Source organism: Methylobacterium sp. 17Sr1-1 (assembly GCF_003173775.1).
GTDB lineage: Bacteria > Pseudomonadota > Alphaproteobacteria > Rhizobiales > Beijerinckiaceae > Methylobacterium.
In genome coordinates this window covers 4312413-4332567 of sequence record NZ_CP029552.1, presented here as the reverse complement: position 1 = coordinate 4332567, position 20155 = coordinate 4312413, and the positions used below count along the sequence as shown (strand labels likewise).

The window sequence follows — 20155 nt, the reverse complement described above, 5'->3', positions numbered from 1 at the left end:
TTAGCCGGTCTGCCACTTGCGGTTCTGGAGGCCGAACCACGAGATCCCGATGGCGAAGATCAGGAACGGCACCATCGCGGTGGCGATGGCCGCGCCCTCGCCGAGGTTCCCCGAGAGGATGCCGCGCTGGTAGGACAGGGTCGCCATCAGGTGGGTCGAGTTGACCGGGCCGCCGCGGGTCATCGCCCAGATCAGCTGGAAGTCGGTGAAGGTGAACAGCACCGAGAAGGTCATCACCACGGCGATGATCGGGGTGAGCAGCGGCAGGGTGATATGACGGAAGTTCTGCCACGGCGTCGCGCCGTCGATCGTCGCCGCCTCGTAGAGCGAGGGCGAGACGGTCTGGAGGCCGGCCAGCAGCGTGATGGCGATGAACGGCACGCCGCGCCAGATATTGGCGAAGGTCACGCAGATCCGCGCCATCGTCGGATCGCCCAGGAAGTCGATGTTGCGGTCGAGCAGGCCGAGATGGCGCAGCGACCACGAGATGATCGAGAACTGGCTGTCGAAGATCCACCAGAACGCCAGCGCCGACAGCACGGTCGGGACGACGAACGGGATCAGCACGATCGAGCGGATCAGCGCCTTGAACGGAAGCCGCTTGTTGAGGAGCAGCGCCAGGTAGAGGCCGATCGCGAACTTCGCCACCGAGGCGAAGCCGGTATAGACCAGCGTGTTGAACACCGAGAGCCAGAAGACGCTGTCGTCCGAGAGCCACTCGTAGTTCTCGAGCCCGACGAAGTTGCCGCCCCGCCCGATCCGGGTGTCGGTGAGCGAGAGCCAGATGCCCTTGCCGAGGGGATAGGCCAGGAACAGCAGCAGGATCGCGGCTGCCGGCAGCATGAACCAGAAGCCCAGCCAGCCGCGGCTGGCCCGGAACCGGCTCCAGGCCGAGCCGGTCGTGGGCGCCGCCGCGGCGGGGCGGGCGAGGGCGATATCGGCCACGGGGAGCCTCCTCCGGGTGTTTTGTTGTGTTTAGGCCGCCTCGGGGAACAGGAGGACAGCATAACTCGGCTGTCACGTCCGTACGTTGCCGCATGAGGCGCGGGCTTCTCCCCTCCCCGCGGGCGGGGAGAGGACTTCATCGACCTTGTCGTCGATGAAGTGAGCGGAGGCGAAAGCCGGAGCGAGGGTGCGGGGGTGTTTCCGGAGGAGCCTCATGCGGCAACTCCCCCTCACCCTCGGCTGCCGCCTCGCCGCGCCGACGACAAGGTCGTCGCGGCCCTCTCCCCGCCCGCGGGGAGAGGGGGGATGCGCACGGACCGTGCATGAGGCCGTCAGGCCGACCGGAAGATCCGCTGCGCCTGCCGCTCGGCCGTCTTGATCGCGCTCTTCAGGTCCTCGCGGCCAGTGCAGTAGGAGGCGAACATGTCGACGACGACGAAGTCGGCGAGCACGGCGGCCACCTTCTCGCTCACCGGGGCGAGACCGCCGGCGGCCAGCGTCCGGGTCGAGGCTTCTCCGAACACCTTGTTCTTCGGGTCGGCGGTCCAGATCGGGTTGTTGGCGTAGGCCTGGAGCGGGTGGCAGAGATAGCCCTGCGATGCCTCGAGCCAGGCATTGTAGTTCTGGGCCTCGAGCGCGAAGGCCATGAAGGCCTTACAGGCGTTCGGCGCCTTGGTGTAGGTGTAGGCCAGGATCGGGAAGGCGAGCTGGAACTCGGTCGGCTTGCCGGACTTGCCGACCGGATAGGCGGCGTGGTCCATGTCCGCCGCGATGTCCTTCTTCTCGTTCTTGGCCGCGGCGTAGATCGAGATGCCGTTGTTGGTGAGATAGAGGTCGCCCGACAGGAACGCCTTGTTGTTCGACGAGTCGTTCCACGACACCGTGCCGGGCACGAAGGTCTCGTAGAGCGCCTTGACGTAGTCGAGCGCCTTGGCGGTCTCCGGTGAGTTGATGACGATCTTCTCGTTGGCGTCGACCAGGTAGGCGTCGTGCGACCACAGGGCCCAGTGGATCCACGAATTGGCGTCACCCGTGGCGTGGCCGAGCGCGAAGCCGGCCGGCGTGTTGTTCTTCTTCATCGCCTTGCACAGCTCCAGGAAGCCGGCATGGTCCTCCGGGAACTTGGTGAAGCCGGCCTTGTTCATGGCCGAGATGCGGTAGTTGAGGTAGCCGCCGTTGAACGCCATCGGGATGGCGATCCACTTGCCCTTGACCTTGCCGTAGGCCTCCGCCGCGGGCAGCCAGCCGCCGTACTTCTTGCCGAGGTAGTCGGCGACGTCGCCGACCTCGATGCATTTCGAGGGGAAGAGCGCCGGGAAGGAGTACAGGCCCCAGACCATGTCCGGGCCCTGGCCGGTATTGGCCGCCACCGAGGCCTTGGGCTGGATGTCGTCGAAGGATTCGCTCGTCACCGTCACCGGCACGCCGGTCGCCTTGGTGAAGGCGTCGACGAGGCGCATGAAAGCCTCGTCCTCGGACGGGATGAAGCGCTTCCAGCGCAGGAGCTTGAGCGAGGCGCCGGCTTCCGGCTTCCACTGGTTCTCCTGCGCCCAGGCGCGGGCGAAGCCCTCCAGGCCGGCGGCGGAGGCGAGGCCGAGGGCGGCACCCGCCTTGAGGAACTGGCGACGATCGAAGGCTGACATCGTGGCGTCTCTCCCGGGATGGTCTTTGTCGTTCATACGGGCCGGCCGGCGGCGGGATGGCGTCCCGTCGCCGGCCGGGCGGGCGTCGTCAGTTCAGCCGGCGGCCGTTCTCGGCGTCGAACAGGTGGACGAGGGCGGGATCGGCCGTGATGTTGATCCGCTCGCCCGGGCCGGCGCCGATGCGGTCGCGGAACACGCAGGCGATGTCGCGGGCGACCTCCTTGGCGATGTCCTGCGCGCCGCCGCCCGGCGGGCGCACCAGCACCATGGTCTCGGAGCCGGTCGGCTCCACCACCGCCACTTCCACCGGCACGCCGTTCTCGGCGAGGCGCACGTGCTCCGGCCGCAGGCCGTAGACCGCCGGCATGCCGTCGGCGGGGCGCGCCCCGCGGGTCGGCAGCGGCAGGGTCAGGCCGCCCTCGGTGCGAAAGGTCTCGCCGGCGATCTTGCCCTTGAGGAAGTTCATCGCCGGCGAGCCGATGAAGCCGGCGACGAACATGTTGTCGGGCCGGTCGTAGAGCTCGAGCGGCGCGCCGACCTGCTCGACCACGCCGTCATGCATCACCACGATCTTGTCGGCCATGGTCATGGCCTCGATCTGGTCGTGGGTGACGTAGACGGTGGTGGTGCGCAGGCGCTGGTGCAACTCCTTGATCTCGGCCCGCATCGCCACGCGCAGCTTGGCGTCGAGGTTCGAGAGCGGCTCGTCGAACAGGAAGACCTGGGGGTCGCGCACGATCGCCCGTCCCATGGCGACGCGCTGGCGCTGGCCGCCCGAGAGCTGGCGCGGGTAGCGGTCGAGGAGCTTTTCCAGGCCGAGGATCGCCGCGGCGCGGCCGACCCGGCTGTCGATCTCCTCCTTGGCGGCCTTCCGGAGCTTCAGCGAGAAGGCCATGTTGTCCCGCACCGTCATGTGCGGGTAGAGCGCGTAGTTCTGGAACACCATGGCGATGTCGCGCTCCTTCGGCGGCACCGCGTTGACGACGCGCGACCCGATCCGGATCTCGCCCGCCGTGATGTTCTCCAGCCCCGCGATCATGCGCAGCAGGGTCGACTTCCCGCAGCCCGAAGGGCCGACCAGGATGACGAACTCCCCGTCCTGAATGTCGATCGAGACGCCGTGCAGGATCGGGGTGGCCCCGAACGATTTGCGCACGTTCCTGATTTCCAGCCCGGCCATCGGCTCCTCGTTGTCGTGTGTCGATTCAGAATGGGGTCGCGCGCGGCGCGCTGACCGAAACGGCAGCGCTGCCACAGGCGCATGACGAACACACGACAGGCGGGCCCTCTGAGGGGCGTCTGGCGCTCATCTGGGTTGTTTCCTCGACCCGTAAGAACGGGGCGGCCTGGCTTGCCGCCTCTCGTGTTGGCGGCCATCATCGGGCGCGCGGGGCGCAAGATCAAGCGCCCTCGCCATGCGTCCATCGTCGGATGCGCGAGAAACGACCGGGAGACGGGTTTGAAGTCCACAGACGTGCTGATCATGCGGCCGATGATGCCGCTGGTGACCGACAGCCTGGAGAGGCTCTTCACCGTCCACCGCGGCGACAAGGTCGACGACAAGGAGCGCTTCCTGGACGAGGTCGGCCCGAAGATTCGCGGGATGGCGGTGAGCCACGTCCACGTGAACGACGCGCTGCTCGACCGGCTGCCGAAGCTCGAGATCGTCGCCAATTTCGGCGTCGGCTACGACACGATCGACGCAGCGGCCTGCGGCCGGCGCGGCGTGATGGTGACCAATACGCCCGACGTCCTGACCGACGAGGTCGCGGACCTCGCCGTCGGCCTCCTGCTCGCCACCGTGCGGCAGATCCCGCAGGTCGACCGCTACCTGCGCCAGGGCAAGTGGCTGGAGAAGTCCTATCCGCTCACCGGCACCCTGCGCGGGCGCAAGGTCGGCATCCTCGGGCTTGGCCGCATCGGCCGGGCGATCGCCCACCGCCTCGTCGCCTTCGGCCTGCCGATCGCCTATCACGGCCGCACCAAGCAGGCGGACGTGCCCTACGAGTACTTCCCCTCGCTCATCGAGATGGCGCGGGCCTGCGACGTGCTGATGGTGGTCGCCCCCGGCGGCCCCGAGACGAAGAACATGATCGGCCGCGAGGTGCTGGAGGCCCTGGGCTCCGAGGGCGTGCTGATCAACGTCGCCCGCGGCACCCTCGTGGACGAGGAGGCGCTCGCCGCCGCGCTCGCCGACGGCACGATCCAGAGCGCCGGCCTCGACGTGTTCGCCGAGGAACCGAAGGTGCCCGCCGCCCTGATCGCCCAGGAGCATGCGGTTCTCCTGCCGCATGTCGGCTCCGCGTCGCATCACACACGCAACGCAATGGGCCAGCTCGTCGTTGATAACCTGACCTCCTGGTTCCAGGGCAAGGGTCCGGTGACGCCCGTGGCCGAGACCCCCTGGAAGGGCTGACCTTCGAGAGCCACGTCCATGCGCCTGCGCCGCCTCCTGCCCGTCCTCGGTCTCGCCGCCTGGGTAGGGAGCGCGGCGGCGCAGGAGGGGGCGGCACAGGAAGCGGCTCCCGCGCGGGACGCCGCCGGGCCGTGGGAGCTCGCCCTCGACGGCAGCTTCCGCCGCTGCGGCCTGATGCTGGCGGCGGAGCCCGGCCCGGTCGGCCGGGCCCTGCGCTTTCCGGCCGGCTGCCGGCGTGCGCTCCCGGTGGTCAACGGCATCGCGGGCTGGCGTTTCGAGGGCGGCCTGATCCAGCTCCTCGACCGCGAGGGCCAGCCGCTGCTGGCCTTCGCGGCCCCGGACGGCGACGGCATCCGCAGCGCGGAAACCCCGGGCGGCGAGCGCTACAGCCTGGCCCAGGCCGGCGCCCGTCCCGCCGCTCCCGAGACCCCGCTGGTGACCCAGGCGGCGCTCACGACCCCGCCGAGCCCGCGGGAGGCCTCGCGAGACACGTGGGCCGGCGCCCCCGCGACCGCGGCCGGGGTGACCGGGCTCTACACCCTCGACCGCTTCGTCGAGAAGGACGTCTGCCGGGTGATGCTCAGGGCCGAGGCGGCGCAGGTCCAGGAGGGCTGCCGCGACCCCGGTCTCGCCCTGTTCGATCCGACCGCCTGGCACTACGAGGCCGGCCGCCTCGTCCTCGTCGCGCGGCGCGGCCACAGCGTCGAGCTGGTCCCGGTGGGGGAGGGGCGCTGGCGCCGCGATCCGGAGATCGGGACCACGTTCGTGCTGCGGCGGGTGGAGCCGTGAGGAGACCTCAGGCGACAGCCAGGCGCGCGCCGACGCTCAAGGCGCTGCCCTTGAAGGGACGATCCTGCGGACCGTGCTGGCCGTGTCCGACGCTCCACGCGCGCGGCCAGTGGATGCCCTCGATACCCGTCGCCGTGGCGGACGCGCACGAGGTCCAGGCGGCTTCGCCGTGATGGCGATAGAGGATGCCTCCGGGTCCCATATCCGGGTAGAAAGCGACGCGGACATCGAACTCGCGGCCGACGGGCAAGTCGGTGCCGAGCCAGTAGGACGGGCTTCGCCCCGGCTTCTTTCCGACGATGAGGGTGAGGGTCTGCTTCGGGCCGCGTAGACCGAGCCAGATCGGGGCGATCGCCTCCGGGGCGTGCGCCGTGAACAGGGTCTGTTCCGGAGCCCAGGCCTGCGCCGCGGTTCGCCCGGACAGGCTGATTTCGACGATGGATCCGGTGTCGATCGGACCGGTCAGGACTGCGTCCGACTGGCCTGCCGCGACGCCTCGCCAGCCGGTCGAGTCGTCGGCGAACGGTGGCGGCCACCGCAGGCGTTCGCGTGCTACGCCGTTCGTGTCCAGCACCTGATACCGCAACCCGTCGCGATCGAGGGCGGCCTGGATGCAGTGAAGATACTCGACCTCGTCCGGCATCCTGTGCGCCGTACCGGCTCCGGCGGTGCAGATCTGAAGCACGCCGCGATGCACCTGCACGTCGTAGGCCAGGATGTGGCTGCAGACGTAGGCCAGGACGTGGGAATCCACCAGGATCTGCCAGAACGCGTCCGCGTATTCGGGACCGATCTCGCGCTGGTAGCGCCCGGAGAACCCGTTGACGGGGTGGACCGGATGGTGCCCGAGCACGATTCTGTGCCTCGCGTCGGCGTGCCGGGCGAGGGTGGACCGAAGCCACGCGGTCTCGACGTGCCCCTCGCCGCCGAGGCCGGTCCAGAGCGTGTGGACGAACACCATCAGCAGGTCGCCGCGGCGGACCCAGTAGGAAAGACCTCTTTGATCGTCCGGCCCGTTATCGGGAAGCCGCAGGACGTCGCGAAACACGTCCTCGCTCATCGTATCGTACGCCGTGTGGTTGCCGGTCGTGTGCCACATCGGGATCGCGCCGCGGTCGAGCCAGGCCATCTCGACGTCGAACCAGTGCGCCCACTGCGCGCGCAACGCCGCCGGGTCGGGTGTCAGGCCGATGATCTCGTCGCCGGGGAAGAGGATGAACTCGGGCTGCGGCGCGAGCCGGCGAACGACCGCGTTGACGCTCGCGAATGTCCGCTCGTGCAAGGCGCCAGGGATGCCCGAGCAGGAATCGCCGTACATGACGAACTGGTGCCCGGGCGAGTCCGGAAGGATCGCAGAGATCTTGTCCTGCGAGACAGTCATGCGGCGCATCCGGCTTCAAGTCTTGCATAACATCCGCGTGCCGCTGACGCAACGATGTGCCTCGATCGTCGCATCGAGGACAGCGAACACCGCGACGGCCCCTGGCTCATGCACCGAGGACCGCCACCTTGCCGGCCCGTTGGGCGCTGGACCTCCCTATCGCCGTCCGCGCCCGCGTTCTTGCCAAGCGGCACGTCGTCATCCGACAACCCGACGACGATTCCCAACGCCAGGACCTTCCCATGCAGGCCTACCGCGCCCTCGAAGCCACCTTCGCCCGCATCAGCGCCCTCGAGGACGCCTCCGGCATCCTCGGCTGGGACGCGCAGACGCTGATGCCCGACGGGGCGGCGGAGGGGCGGGGCGACCAGATCGCGGTGCTGCGCGGGCTTGCCCACGACATGTTGACCGATCCCGCCACCGCCGACCGGCTGGCGGCGGCAACGGACGAGGACGGCCTCGACGCCTGGCAGCGGGCGAACCTCGCCGAGATGCGCCGGTCCTACACCCATGCCGCGGCGGTGCCGCGCGACCTCGTCGAGGCGAGCTCGCGGGCGGTGTCGCGGGCCGAGATGACCTGGCGCGAGGCGCGCCGCACGAGCGACTTCGCCCTGCTGCGGCCCGACCTCGCCGAGGTGCTGCGGCTCCAGCGCGAGATCGGCCGGGCGAAGGGCGAGGCGCTGGGTCTCTCGCCTTACGACGCCCTCCTCGACAGCTACGATCCGGGCCTGCGCCAGGCGGCGATCGACCCCCTCTTCGCGGTGCTGGAGGCCGAGCTGCCGGGCTTGATCGCGCAAGCCCGGGCGTGCCAGGCGGCGGCGGGACCGGTGCCCACGGCCGAGGGTCCGTTCCCGGTCGAGACCCAACGCCAGGTCGGCCTCGCCCTGATGCGGGCCGCGGGGTTCGACTTCACCCGCGGGCGCCTCGACGTCAGCCTGCACCCGTTCTGCGGCGGCGCCACCGACGACGTGCGCATCACCACCCGCTACGACGAGGCCGACTTCGCCCGCGCCCTGATGGGCGTGCTGCACGAGACCGGCCACGCCCTCTACGAGCAGGGCCGACCCGCCGCCTGGCGCCGCCAGCCGGTAGGGGCGGCTCGCGGCATGAGCCTGCACGAGAGCCAGTCGCTCACCCTGGAGATGCAGGCCGGCCGCAGCCGCGACTTCGTCGCCTATCTGGCGCCGCTGGTGCGGGAGGCCTTCCATGGCACCGGCCCGGCCTGGGAGGCCGAGGCCCTCTACCGCAACTACACGCATGTCGCGCCGGGCTTCATCCGGGTCGATGCCGACGAGTGCACCTACCCGGCCCACATCCTGCTGCGCTACCGACTGGAGCGGGCGCTGATTCGGGGAGAGATGGAGATCGGCGACCTGCCGGGCGCCTTCGACGAGGGCATGCACCGGCTCCTGGGGCTCACCGTGCCGGACGATGCGCGGGGCTGCCTGCAGGACATCCACTGGCCCGGCGGCGCCTGGGGCTACTTCCCGACCTACACCCTCGGGGCGATGATGGCGGCGCAATTGTTCGACGCCGCCTGCCGGGCCGAGCCGGACCTGCGCCCCGGCCTCGCGCGGGGCGATTTCGCGCCGCTGGTCGGCTGGCTGCGGGCGAACGTGCACGGCAAGGGCAGCGCGCTCGGTACGCAGGAGATCCTGGAGGCCGCGACCGGGCGGCCGCTCTCGGCCGAGATCTTCCTCGGGCACCTGCGCCGGCGCTATCTCGACGCGTGAGCGGCCCGGCCGGTCGCCGGGCCGGCCCTCAGGCTGCGGCCTTGAACCCCGTCTCCTCCGGCCCGATCACCCGCACCGGTTCGCCCGGACGAGCGATGAGCGTGCCGCCCTTCGGCACCTCCGACCAGCCGGCGCGCAGGCCGTCGATCGGCTCGGAGACGACCGCGAGGCCGGTGCCGGTCTCGCGCCAGTACAGGCTCGGCGGGCGGCCGTCGCAGGCCCAGCGATAGGCGGTGAGGCTCTCGCCGTCGGTGAGCACGCCGGTGAAGCGCAGGGGCTCGTCGATGCCGGCCTCGCGCATCAGGCCGCGGGCGGCCGACACGCTCGCCGCCATGCCGGCGACCGGGTCGCGGTCGAGGCCGTGTGCGAGGGCGAGGAGGAACAGGGCTTCCGAATCGGTGGTGCCCTGGCGCGCCTCGTAGAGATTGTCCGGGATCATCGCCTCGAGCCGCCGGCGGATGCGGGCGTAGCCGCCGATCTGGCCGTTGTGCATGAACAGGTGGCGGCCATGGGCGAAGGGGTGGCAGTTCGCCCGGGTGGTCGCGGTGCCGGTCGCGGCGCGGACATGGGCGAAGAAGGTGCGGGCGCGGATCTGCCGCGAGAGGCTGCGCAGGTTCTCGTCGGACCAGGCCGGCCGCACGTCGCGGTAGAGGCCGGGCTCCGGGCGGTCGCCGTACCAGCCGATGCCGAAACCGTCGCCGTTGGTCTCGGTCTGAGCCTCCGTCGCGTGCAGCGACTGGTGCACGAGCGAGTGGGTCGGCGCGCAGACGAGCTCGTCGAGATAGACCGGGTCGCCGTGGTAGGCGAGGAAGCGGCACATCGGCTCTTCACCTCCCGCGGCGGGTGCCGGTCCCGCTCCGGGCCGTGCCTCGTCCGCCGCCTTCATCGAACGGTAACATTCCGGCCGGGACGGTGAACAGCTCGTTAATGCACCGCACCATGCGCGAAAGTTCCTCATATGCCCAAGGCTCATGCTCAAGGCGCGGGCAATGGCGTAAGGGAAGAGGACGACATGCGCGCGGCGCATCGGTCGCCCGGACGAAGGTAGACCTTTTGCCGGGATCAATGTCAGGATTGAGTCGTTGATGCTCACGCAGGCGTGTTCGCGTCGCTGAGTTGCGTCCCTGTTCGGCACGCGTGTCACGCTGCGCTCGGTTTTCCGTTCCTTCGGCACCGCTCGTCCCCCCTGCATCCGCATCGGGGGATGCCGCGGCGATTCGGCGGGCGGCCGATCGGCTCCGCATCAATCCCGAGCACTCACGAGGACCCGGGAATCAATAAAACCCTCAGAACATAACAGGAGGCTTCATGGGCAGAGCAGCACCCACCGCGCCGATCGCCGTCGTGGTGGAGGACGATGAGTCCGTTCGGGACTTCGCCGCGGCGATCCTGGAGGAGACCGATCTCGACGTGATCGCCTGCGACAGCGCCGCCGACGCGTTGGCGGTGATGCGGGAGCGCGGCTCCGAAGTCGCGCTGCTGTTCACGGAGATGCGGCTCTCCGGCGAGATCGACGGGGCCACCCTCGCCCGCACGGTCGAGCGGGACTGGCCGGACGTGCGCCTGGTGGTGACCTCGCGGCCGGGGGAGGCGCAGGCCGTGCCGGACCACGCCGTCTACATGCAAAAGCCCTGGCGGCCCCTCGACGTGCTGGTCGAGGCCGAGCGGGCGACCTACGCCACGGCGGCCTGAGAAACGACAAGAGCCCGCACGCCTCGCGGCGTCGGGCTCACGTCTGGTCTGAAGTCCCGCCGGTGAGAGGCGGGTGCCGGAGCACTGCCCGATCGCGTTGCAATCGGACAGCGCTCCAGGTTTTTACTTGTGCCGCATGTTCTACGACGAACCAGTATCCACGTCGTCGGAAAATGCGCTGGCCGGTCGCTTACGCGGAGGCGGCCGGAGCGGCAGCCGGGGCCGCGGAGGGGGCCGGACCGGGACGGCGGGGAGCGCCGACGCGGGGCTTCGGCTTCGGAGCGGCGATCAGACCCTCGCGGATGGCGGTCTTGCGGGCCTGCTTGCGGGCGCGGCGGACGGCTTCCGCCTTCTCGCGGGCCTTGCGCACCGACGGCTTCTCGTAGGCCTTGCGCTGCTTCATCTCGCGGAAGATGCCCTCGCGCTGCATCTTCTTCTTGAGGACGCGGAGAGCCTGATCGACGTTGTTGTCCCGAACGAGTACCTGCAAGGGTATCTATCCTTTCGTCTAAATCCAGAATCGTGGCCGACCTTGCGCGGAACGCGCCCGGATGGCTGCCTGCCCGGCCAACCGAAATGCGCCCCACGGCCCGGACCTGGAAGGACCGGGAGGGGCTTGGGTTGCATTGCGGTCGCACCGGAGCCCGGCGCAAGCTGTCGGCGCACGGTATGCGCCTGATCGGGGCCTTACACCACTCCGCCACGACTTCCAACCGGGGAGTGGTCGCCTGACCGAAATTTGAGCGGCGACGCGTCCGGGAAGAGCTTCGTGCCGAAGACCTGCTAGCTAGGCGGGGGGCGTCACGGATCAAGCGTTGGCCTGGATGAAGCTGCGCACCCGCGGGTAGGTCTGGCCCTCCCACTTGCGGCCGGAGAACACCCCGTAATGGCCGACCCCGGCCTGGAGGTGGTGGCTCTTGCGGAAGGGCTTGAGGCCGGTGCAGAGGTCGTGCGCCGCCACCGTCTGGCCGACGGCGCAGATGTCATCGCGCTCCCCCTCCACCGTCATCAGGGCGGTCCTGCGGATCGCCCGCGTGTCGATCGGCGCTCCGCGGAAGGTCAGCTTGTTCTGCGCCAGCGTCGCGTCCTGGAACACGGTCTTGACCGTCTCGAGGTAGAACTCCGCCGCGAGGTCGAGGACGGCGAAATACTCGTCGTAGAAGGTCTCGATCTGCGCCGCCTTCGCTTGGGCGTCCCTGTTGGTCTCGCCCTCGGCGAGGTGCCAGTAGAGGTCGAGATGGCCGTGCATGTGGCGCGCGGCGTTCATCGACATGAAGGCCCCCACCTGCATGAAGCCCGGATAGACCCGCCGCCCGGCTCCGGCATGGCGGCGCGGCACGGTGGCGATCAGATTCTTCTCGAACCACGCGATCGGCTTCGCGGTGGCGAGCTCGTTGACCTTGGTCGGGTTGATCCGGGTGTCGACCGGGCCGGCCATCAGGGTCATGCTCGCCGGGTGGGCCGCGTTGCGGCTCTCGGCCATCACCGCGGCGGCGGCCAGCGCCTGCACGCAGGGCTGGCACACCGCCACGAGGTGGGCGCCCTCGCCGATCGTCTCGAGGAACTGCACCAGGTGGGCGACGTAGTCGTCGAAGCCGAAGCGGCCGGCGCTGAGCGGCACGTCGCGGGCATTGTGCCAGTCGGTGATGTAGACGTCGTGGTCGGCGAGCAGGGTGCGCACGGTGCCGCGCAGGAGCGTGCCGAAATGGCCCGAGAGGGGCGCCACCACCAGCACCCGGGGCTGCTCGCTGACCAGGTCCTTGCGGAAGCGCAGCAGCGTGCCGAAGGGCGTCGAGAGCACCGGCTCCTCGGTGACCGGGGCCTCGCGGTTGCCGATTTGCACCGTCTCGATCCCGTAGGAGGGCCGGGCATGGGTGAGGCCGGCCCGCATCATCATCCGGGCGGCGGCCGCGACCCAGGTCGCCGGCGCGCCGTAGCCTCTCGTCGTCCAGGGAGCCGTGCCCTCGTGGAGCACCCGTCCCCAGGCGCGCGTCGCGGCGGCGGCGTCCGACTGGACCTCGAAGGCATCGTACAGCATCGGCCCGGGCACTCCCTCACGGACACGCGCGGGATTCGGCCCGCCGGCAAGCGTACGGCACGGCTTCCCCCGCCCGCGACCGGACTTTCGGCGGAAGACGGCAGCCATCCCCTGCGCTCGCGGGATGCGACCCTCGTGCCAAGTTCCTGTCCCATGCAGTCTAGGTCCGCGCGACTTGTGCGAAGATTGCGTCCCGGCGTGGAGTCCGACCGGCACGAGTCTTTCGGCACGGGTCTTTCGGCACGAGTCTTGGATCGCGAGGCCGGGAACCCAGGGGCAGACGGGCCGCGCGATGACGGCCCGGGGAGGACCGCATGGCCGAGGCGACGCTGACGATCTCAAGCCGCAACTACTCGTCCTGGTCGCTGCGCGGCTGGCTGCTCTGCCGCATGGCGGGGCTCGACCTTGCGGTGGAAGTGCTGTCGGGCGATCCGGCGAGCCGGGCCGAACTCCTGCACCTCTCGCCCTCGTTCCTGGTGCCGCGGCTGACCCACGGGTCGGTGCGGGTCTGGGATGTGCTCGCCATCGCCCAGTACCTCGCCGAGGTGCGGCCGCAAGCCGGCCTCCTGCCCGACGACCTCGCCGCCCGGGCCTGGTCGCATTCGATCTCGGGCGAGATGCATGGCGGCTTCGTCAACCTGCGCTCGGCCCTGCCGATGAACCTGCGCGCCCGCTACGACGACTTCAAGCTCTGGGGCGGCGCCCGCGCCGACATCGCCCGGGTGGTCGAGATCTGGCAGGAGGCGCTCCGGGCCCACGGGGGGCCGTTCCTCTTCGGCGCCCGGCCGGTGGTGGCGGACGCGATCTACGCCCCGGTCTGCACCCGCTTCGTCACCTACGGCGTCGACCTGCCGCCGGATTGCGCCGCCTACCGCGACCGGATCATGGATTGGGATCTGATGCGCGACTGGATCGGCGCGGCGGCGGACGAGCCGGAGGAGATCGAGGAACTCGACATGGAGTTCTGACGGCCGGCGCCGCAATTCTCGCCCTGCCTCGGCACCATCCCGGGTCATGCTGCGCGGCCCCGGGATGGGAATCGCGCTCGGCAGCCTCGGCTTGACGCTGAGGCCCTGCGCAGCGGACCGCTACGACGAACGATGCCCATCCGTGCGTCATCCCCCTTGTTGCCTCATCCTTGAGCGCCGTGCCCCTGCCCATTCTCCATCCACCAGCCCATCATTTGTGCATCGCACCAATCGGCCAAGCCGCCCCGTCGCCCGCCTCGGCCGAGCTGAGAATTATCCTGATTTCAATCACTTGAGTCGCGTGCCGGCCAGTTGGCACGGAACCTGCTCTCCCTCTCTCGTCCGTCAGCGTCGACGGGCACCGACCGTCAGCAGAGCCGCTGACCCGAGTTCCCCTGTGGGCCCGCAACCGCGCGGCCGGCGGAAGACCTTGGGCAGCGGTTTTTTGCGTTTCGGCACCGGGATCCGCGCCACGACGGCGCAAGCGGCTTGAGGGTACGGCAAACGATGAGCAGCGTTGAGCACACCACGCGTCGCGGCATCCTCAAGGGGGCGGCCGGCGCCCTGTCCCTGGCGGCAGCGAGCCGTGTCGCCCTGCCGGGCGGCGCCTTCGCGCAAGGTGCGGGCCCCGAGGTGAAGGGCGCCAAGCTCGGCTTCATCGCGCTCACCGACGCCGCCCCCCTCTTCGTCGCCAAGGAGAAGGGCATCTTCGCCAAGCACGGGATGCCCGACGTCGAGGTGCTGAAGCAGGCTTCCTGGGGCACCACCCGCGACAATCTGGTGCTCGGCTCGGAGGGCAACGGCATCGACGGCGCCCACATCCTGACCCCGATGCCCTACCTGATCAGCGCCGGCCGGGTGACGCAGAACAACGTTCCGGTGCCGATGTACATCCTGGCGCGGCTCAACCTCGCCGGGCAGTGCATCTCGGTCGCCAAGGAGCATATGGGCGACAAGGTCGCCCTCGACGCCAAGCCCTTCCGGGCCGCGCTCGAGCGCAAGAAGGCGTCGGGCAAGTCGGTCAAGGCGGCGATGACCTTCCCGGGCGGTACCCACGACCTCTGGATCCGCTACTGGCTCGCCGCCGGAGGCATCGATCCGGACAAGGACATCGAGACCATCGTCGTGCCTCCGCCCCAGATGGTAGCGAACATGAAGGTCGGCACGATGGATTGCTTCTGCGTCTGCGAGCCGTGGAACGAGCAGCTGATCACGCAGGGCATCGGCTACACGGCGCTCACCACCGGCGAATTGTGGAAGGACCACCCGGAGAAGGCGCTGGGCATGCGCGCCGCCTGGGTCGACAAGTACCCGAACGCCGCCAAGGCGCTGCTCGCCGCCGTGATGGAGGCGCAACAATGGTGCGACAAGCCGGAGAACCGCGACGAGCTCGCCGGCATCGTCGCCAAGCGCCAGTGGATCAACGTCCCGGCCACCGACGTCGTCAGACGGATGAAGGGCGAGTTCGATTACGGCGACGGCCGCAAGGTGTCGAACAGCCCGCACATCATGAAGTACTGGGCCGACGACGCCTCGTACCCGTTCAAGTCGCATGACCTGTGGTTCCTCACCGAGGACATCCGCTGGGGCAAGTTCGATCCCCAGACCGACACCAAGGCGCTGATCGAGAAGGTGAACCGGGAGGACATCTGGCGCGAGGTGGCGAAGGGCATGGGCGTCACCGCCCCCGCCTCGACCTCGCGCGGCAAGGAGACCTTCTTCGACGGCAAGGTCTTCGATCCGGCGGACCCCTCCGCCTACCTCAACAGCCTCGGCATCAAGAAGGTGGCGTGAGATGGCGCTCGGACTCAGCCTCGGGCGCCTCGGCGCCGCCAAAGCCGAAGGGGTGAAGCGCCCCCTCGTCACCCGCGCCGCCCTGAAAGGTCTGGCGCTGCGGATCGTGCCGCCGCTGGTCGTGCTGGCGGTCTTCCTGCTGCTCTGGGAGGTGCTGTGCCAGCGCCCCGGCGCCGGCCTGCCGCCGCCGTCGCGCGTCGTCAGCGAGGCCTGGGAGATCATCGCCCACCCGTTCTACGACAATGGCGGCACCGACAAGGGGCTGTTCTGGCACATCAGCGCCAGCCTCCAGCGCGTGGCGCTCGGCTTCACCCTGGCGGTGATCGCCGGCGTGATGCTCGGCACCCTCGTCGGTCAGTCCGAATGGGCGATGCGCGGGCTCGATCCGATCTTCCAGGTCCTGCGCACCATCCCGCCGCTCGCCTGGCTGCCGCTGTCGCTCGCCGCCTTCCGGGACGGCCAGCCCTCGGCGATCTTCGTGATCTTCATCACCTCGATCTGGCCGATCATCATCAACACCGCGGTCGGCATCCGCAACATTCCGCAGGACTACCGCAACGTCGCGGCGGTCCTGCGCCTCAACGCCTTCGAGTTCTTCGCCAAGGTGATGCTGCCCTCGGCGGCGCCGTACATCTTCACCGGTCTCCGCATCGGCGTCGGCCTGTCCTGGCTCGCCATCGTGGCGGCGGAGATGCTGATCGGCGGTGTCGGCATCGGGTTCTTCATCTGGGATGCCTGGAACTCCTCGCACATCAGCGAGATCATCGTGGCCCTGGTCTATGTCGGGGTGATCGGCTTCGTGCTCGACCGCCTCGTCGCCGGCCTCGGCCACCTCGTCACCCGCGGCACCGCCACGGCCTGAGGGAGGCTTCCAAATGACCACTCTCAACGCGACCCATCTCAGCCTCGAACAGGTCGGCATCAGCTTCACGAGGGGCGGCCGCACCACGGAAGTCCTGCGTGACGTCAACCTGAAGATCGCCAAGGGCGAATTCGTCTCGCTGATCGGCCATTCCGGCTGCGGCAAGTCGACGGTGCTCAACATCGTGGCAGGCCTGCTCAAGGCCTCGGCCGGCGGCGTCCTCCTCGACGGCAAGGAGGTCAACAGCCCCGGCCCCGAGCGCGCCGTGGTGTTCCAGAACCACTCGCTCCTGCCCTGGCTCACGGTGCGCGAGAACGTGGCGCTCGCCGTCGACAAGGTGCTGAAGGCCAAGAAGAGCAAGGCCGAGCGTCGCGACTGGATCGAGCACAACCTCGCGCTCGTCAACATGACCCACGCCGCCGAGAAGCGCCCGCACGAGATCTCCGGCGGCATGAAGCAGCGCGTCGGCATCGCCCGGGCGCTGGCCATGGAGCCGAAGGTGCTCCTCATGGACGAGCCGTTCGGCGCCCTCGACGCGCTGACCCGGGCCCATCTGCAAGATCAGCTGATGGAGATCCACCTGCGGCTCAAGAACACCGTCATCATGATCACCCACGACGTCGACGAGGCGGTGCTGCTCTCCGACCGGATCGTGATGATGACGAACGGCCCCTCGGCCACGATCGGCGAGGTCCTGACGGTGCCGCTCGCCCGGCCGCGCAAGCGCCTCGAACTGGTCGAGGACCCGACCTACACCCATGCCCGGGCCGAGGTGCTGGAATTCCTCTACGCCCGCCACGCCAAACCCGCGATCGCGGCGTGATCCCATGACCGAGCGTCTCGTCGTCATCGGCAACGGCATGGCCTCGCTCCGCTTCCTGGAGCGGCTGACCGAGGCCGCCCCCGGCCGCTTCGACGTCACCTGCGTCGGCGCCGAGCCGGTGGCGGCGTACAACCGCGTGCTGCTGTCGTCGCTGCTCGGCGGCGAGGTCGACGAGGCGGCCTGCACCTTCCGCGGCCTCGACTGGTATGCCGAGCACGGCATCACCCTCGTCACCGGCGCGCCCGCCACCGCGATCGACACCGCGGAGCGCATCGTGCGGGTCGGCGAGGGGCTGGTCCTGCCCTTCGACAAGCTGGTCCTCGCCGTCGGCTCGGTGCCGATCCGGCTGCCGAAGCCCGGGATGGATCTGCCCGGCGTCATCACCTTCCGCGACCTCGCCGACGTGGCGGCGATCCGCCGGGCGGCGGTGGCGGGCGCCAGGGCGATCGTGATCGGCGGCGGGCTCCTCGGGCTCGAGGCCGCGGTGGGGCTGGCGCGGCTCGGCGTCGACACCACGCTGCTGCACGTCATGGACCGCCTGATGGAGCGCCAGCTCGACCATGCCGCCGCGGGGCTGGTGCGCGAGGCGATGGAGGCCCGCGGCGTGCGGGTGATCCTGAAGGCCGACACCGCCGCGGTCGAGGGCGACGGCAAGGTCGAGCGCCTTGTCCTGTCGGACGGCACGGTGCTGCCGGCCGATCTCGTGGTGATGTCGGTCGGCGTGCGGCCCTCGACGGCCCTGGCGGCGAGCGCTGGGCTCGATATCGGCCGCGGCATCCGGGTGGACGACACGATGGCGACCTCGGTGCCGGGGATCTACGCGCTCGGCGAATGCGCCGAGCACCGCGGCCAGACCTACGGCCTCGTCGAGCCGGCCTACGAGCAGGCCGAGGTGCTCGCCCGCCGCCTCTGCGGAGGAGAGGCCGCTTACGCCGGCACCTCGCTCGCCACGAGCCTCAAGGTGTCGGGCCTGCCGGTTTTCTCCGCCGGCGCGGTCGACGTGCCGGACGGCGCCGAGGCCGTGACCTGGAGCGACCCGGCCTCCGGCCTCTACCGCAAGCTCGTGATCGACGGCGACCGCCTGATCGGCGCGGTCTTCGTCGGCGACGTCGCCGAGCAGGGCTGGTGCAAGACCCTGATCCGCACCGGTGACGCGATCAGTTCCGACGACCGGGACGACCTGATGTTCGGGCGTCCCGCCCCTCAGTCCCTCGCAGCGTGAAGGAGCCCGCGATGGCCGACGACTTCAACGCCGAGCAGAAGCGCTACCTCGAAGGCTTCTCCCACGGCATCGCCGCAATCCGCATGACCGGCGGCCTCGCTGCCGGAGGCGGTGCCGCGGCGCCCGCCGCCGAGCCGACCGGGCCGGACGCGATCCACATCAAGGCGCAGGACCGCACCGTGAAGAACGGCGGCAAGCTCGCCGAGCAGGAGAAGTGGAAGCGGGCCGAGAACCCGTTCGACGGCCACAACCGGCTGATCGCCGAGGCCGAGACCGGCAAGGCGCCGAAGCCGGAGGACAATTTCCGCTGGCGCTATCACGGGCTGTTCTGGGTCGCGCCGGCCCAGAACTCCTACATGTGCCGCCTGCGGATCCCGAACGGCATCCTGCACCATTGGCAGTTCGCCGGCATCGCCGACCTCGCCGACGCCCATGGCGGCGGCTACAGCCACGTCACGACGCGCGCCAACCTCCAGGTGCGCGAGATCGCTCCCGAGCACGGTCAGCCCTTCCTCGACGGGCTGATCGATCTCGGCCTCACCGCCCGGGGCGCCGGCGCCGACAACATCCGCAACGTCACCGGCTCGCCCACTGCCGGCATCGACGCGCAGGAACTCCTCGACACGCGGCCGCTCGCCAAGTCCTGGCACAACCACATCCTCAACGACCGCTCGCTCTTCGGCCTGCCGCGCAAGTTCAACGTCGCCTTCGACGGTGGCGGCGTGCTGCCGGTGCTGGAGGAGACCAACGACATCGGCTTTCAGGCGGTCGAGGTGATGGAGGGCGCCGCGGTCGAGCCGGGGATCTGGATGCGCCTCGTGCTGGGCGGCATCACCGGCCACCGCGACATCGCCCGCGACACCGGCGTGGTGCTGCGCCCGAAGGAGTGCAACGCCGTCGCCGACGCGATCCTGCGGGTCTTCATCGAGAACGGCGACCGCACCAACCGCAACAAGGCGCGGATGAAGTACGTCCTCGACGCCTGGGGCTACGACAAGTACCTCGCCGCCGTGGAAGAGAAGCTCGGGCGCAAGCTGGAGCGGGTCGATCCCGCCCACGTGAAGCCCCGCGGCGGCTTCGACCGCTACGCCCATGTCGGCGTGCATGCCCAGGTCCAGTCCGGCCTCAACTGGATCGGCGTGATCCTGCCGGTCGGCAAGATGACCACCGACCAGATGCGGGCGCTGGCGGAGATCTCCCGCGAGTGCGGCGACGGCCAGATCCGTCTCACCGTCTGGCAGAACTTCCTGTTCTCGGGTGTGCCCGACGACAAGGTGGCGGAGGTCGAGACCCGCGTCGCGGCCCTCGGGCTCTCCACCAAGGCGTCGAGCATCCGCGCCGGCCTCGTCGCCTGCACCGGCAATCGCGGCTGCAAGTTCGCGGCCTCGGACACCAAGGGCCATGCGCTGCTCATCGCCGACCACGTCGAGGCGGCTGTGCCGGGGCTCGACGTGCCGGTCAACGTCCACCTCACCGGCTGCCACCATTCCTGCGCCCAGCACTACATCGGCGATATCGGGCTCATCGGCGCCAAGGTGGTGGTGAGTGAGGAGGGCGACACCGTCGAGGGCTACGACATCGTGGTCGGCGGCGGCTTCGGCGAGGCGGCCAAGATCGGCACCGAGATCTGGAAGGCCGTGAAGGCCGAGGACTGCCCCGGCCGGGTCGAGACCCTGCTCACCGACTATCTCCAGCACCGCACCGGCCCGGAGGAGACCTTCCAGGCCTACACCGCCCGCCGCGGGCCGGAGGCGCTGAAGGCGCTCGCCGGCGAACGGCTGCTGGAGGCGGCCGAGTAAGGCACCCTTCTCCTCTCCCCGCGGGCGGGGAGAGGGCCGAACCCTCGTCC

At 69.8% G+C, this 20155-nt stretch carries 17 protein-coding genes; 10 read left to right on the top strand and 7 right to left on the bottom strand.

Going from position 1 to position 20155, the window contains the following annotated elements:
• The 3 genes from DK412_RS19520 to ugpC form a co-directional block, all read right to left on the bottom strand.
• Positions 1 to 945 carry a sugar ABC transporter permease gene (locus DK412_RS19520; RefSeq protein WP_109973298.1) on the bottom strand — a complete coding sequence of 315 codons (945 nt, stop codon included), beginning with the start codon at positions 943 to 945 and terminating at the stop codon, positions 1 to 3.
• Positions 946 to 1277: 332 nt separating this feature from the next.
• On the bottom strand, positions 1278 to 2588 hold the full coding sequence (locus tag DK412_RS19510; RefSeq protein WP_109973296.1) for an ABC transporter substrate-binding protein: 1311 nt from the start codon (positions 2586 to 2588) through the stop codon (positions 1278 to 1280).
• An 88-nt stretch (positions 2589 to 2676) separates the two neighbouring features.
• Positions 2677 to 3768, bottom strand: coding sequence for a sn-glycerol-3-phosphate ABC transporter ATP-binding protein UgpC (gene ugpC, locus DK412_RS19505; RefSeq protein ID WP_093566178.1), 1092 nt, complete (start codon positions 3766 to 3768; stop codon positions 2677 to 2679).
• A 279-nt stretch (positions 3769 to 4047) separates the two neighbouring features.
• Between ugpC and DK412_RS19500 the strand changes: the two genes are divergently transcribed.
• Positions 4048 to 5004: a 2-hydroxyacid dehydrogenase gene (locus tag DK412_RS19500; RefSeq protein ID WP_245447098.1), complete on the top strand. Its 957-nt coding sequence runs from the start codon at positions 4048 to 4050 to the stop codon at positions 5002 to 5004.
• A gap of 18 nt (positions 5005 to 5022) precedes the next feature.
• Entirely contained in the window at positions 5023 to 5793 is a 771-nt protein-coding gene (locus DK412_RS19495; RefSeq protein WP_109973295.1) for an AprI/Inh family metalloprotease inhibitor, read from the top strand.
• A 7-nt stretch (positions 5794 to 5800) separates the two neighbouring features.
• Here DK412_RS19495 and DK412_RS19490 read toward each other — a convergent pair whose 3' ends face one another.
• Positions 5801 to 7174: a metallophosphoesterase gene (locus DK412_RS19490; RefSeq protein ID WP_109973294.1), complete on the bottom strand. Its 1374-nt coding sequence runs from the start codon at positions 7172 to 7174 to the stop codon at positions 5801 to 5803.
• A gap of 242 nt (positions 7175 to 7416) precedes the next feature.
• Here DK412_RS19490 and DK412_RS19485 point away from each other — a divergent pair, with 242 nt between their 5' ends.
• The gene (locus DK412_RS19485; protein ID WP_109973293.1) at positions 7417 to 8907 is read left to right on the top strand and encodes a carboxypeptidase M32; all 1491 of its coding nucleotides are present in this window, start codon (positions 7417 to 7419) and stop codon (positions 8905 to 8907) included.
• Between the two features lie 28 nt (positions 8908 to 8935).
• Here the strand turns inward: DK412_RS19485 and DK412_RS19480 are convergent, their stop codons facing one another.
• Positions 8936 to 9727, bottom strand: coding sequence for a class II glutamine amidotransferase (locus DK412_RS19480; protein WP_109973292.1), 792 nt, complete (start codon positions 9725 to 9727; stop codon positions 8936 to 8938).
• 488 nt (positions 9728 to 10215) lie between these two features.
• Between DK412_RS19480 and DK412_RS19475 the strand changes: the two genes are divergently transcribed.
• A complete protein-coding gene (locus DK412_RS19475) occupies positions 10216 to 10599 on the top strand; it encodes a response regulator (RefSeq protein WP_109973291.1) in 384 nt (127 codons plus the stop codon).
• Between the two features lie 190 nt (positions 10600 to 10789).
• Here DK412_RS19475 and rpsU read toward each other — a convergent pair whose 3' ends face one another.
• Together rpsU and phaZ are read right to left on the bottom strand one after the other, a co-directional pair.
• Positions 10790 to 11089, bottom strand: a complete 300-nt coding sequence (gene rpsU, locus DK412_RS19470; RefSeq protein WP_093566187.1) for a 30S ribosomal protein S21 — start codon at positions 11087 to 11089, stop codon at positions 10790 to 10792.
• Between the two features lie 318 nt (positions 11090 to 11407).
• Positions 11408 to 12637, bottom strand: a complete 1230-nt coding sequence (gene phaZ / locus DK412_RS19465) for a polyhydroxyalkanoate depolymerase (protein ID WP_109973290.1) — start codon at positions 12635 to 12637, stop codon at positions 11408 to 11410.
• Between the two features lie 314 nt (positions 12638 to 12951).
• On the opposite strand from phaZ, the gene DK412_RS19460 reads away from it, so the two are divergent.
• The 6 genes from DK412_RS19460 to DK412_RS19435 all read left to right on the top strand — a co-directional run bounded on the left by DK412_RS19460 (position 12952) and on the right by DK412_RS19435 (position 20105).
• On the top strand, positions 12952 to 13605 hold the full coding sequence (locus DK412_RS19460; RefSeq protein WP_109973289.1) for a glutathione S-transferase family protein: 654 nt from the start codon (positions 12952 to 12954) through the stop codon (positions 13603 to 13605).
• Positions 13606 to 14112: 507 nt separating this feature from the next.
• A complete protein-coding gene (locus tag DK412_RS19455; protein WP_109973288.1) occupies positions 14113 to 15399 on the top strand; it encodes a CmpA/NrtA family ABC transporter substrate-binding protein in 1287 nt (428 codons plus the stop codon).
• 1 nt (position 15400) lies between these two features.
• Positions 15401 to 16261 (top strand): nitrate ABC transporter permease, encoded by an 861-nt coding sequence (gene ntrB, locus DK412_RS19450; protein ID WP_109973287.1) that lies wholly within the window; start codon positions 15401 to 15403, stop codon positions 16259 to 16261.
• A gap of 13 nt (positions 16262 to 16274) precedes the next feature.
• Positions 16275 to 17084, top strand: a complete 810-nt coding sequence (locus DK412_RS19445; RefSeq protein ID WP_109973286.1) for an ABC transporter ATP-binding protein — start codon at positions 16275 to 16277, stop codon at positions 17082 to 17084.
• Positions 17085 to 17088: 4 nt separating this feature from the next.
• Complete coding sequence (locus tag DK412_RS19440; RefSeq protein ID WP_109973285.1) at positions 17089 to 18306, top strand: FAD-dependent oxidoreductase; 1218 nt, start codon at positions 17089 to 17091, stop codon at positions 18304 to 18306.
• An 11-nt stretch (positions 18307 to 18317) separates the two neighbouring features.
• Complete coding sequence (locus DK412_RS19435) at positions 18318 to 20105, top strand: NirA family protein (RefSeq protein ID WP_109973284.1); 1788 nt, start codon at positions 18318 to 18320, stop codon at positions 20103 to 20105.
• Positions 20106 to 20155: the final 50 nt, after the last annotated feature.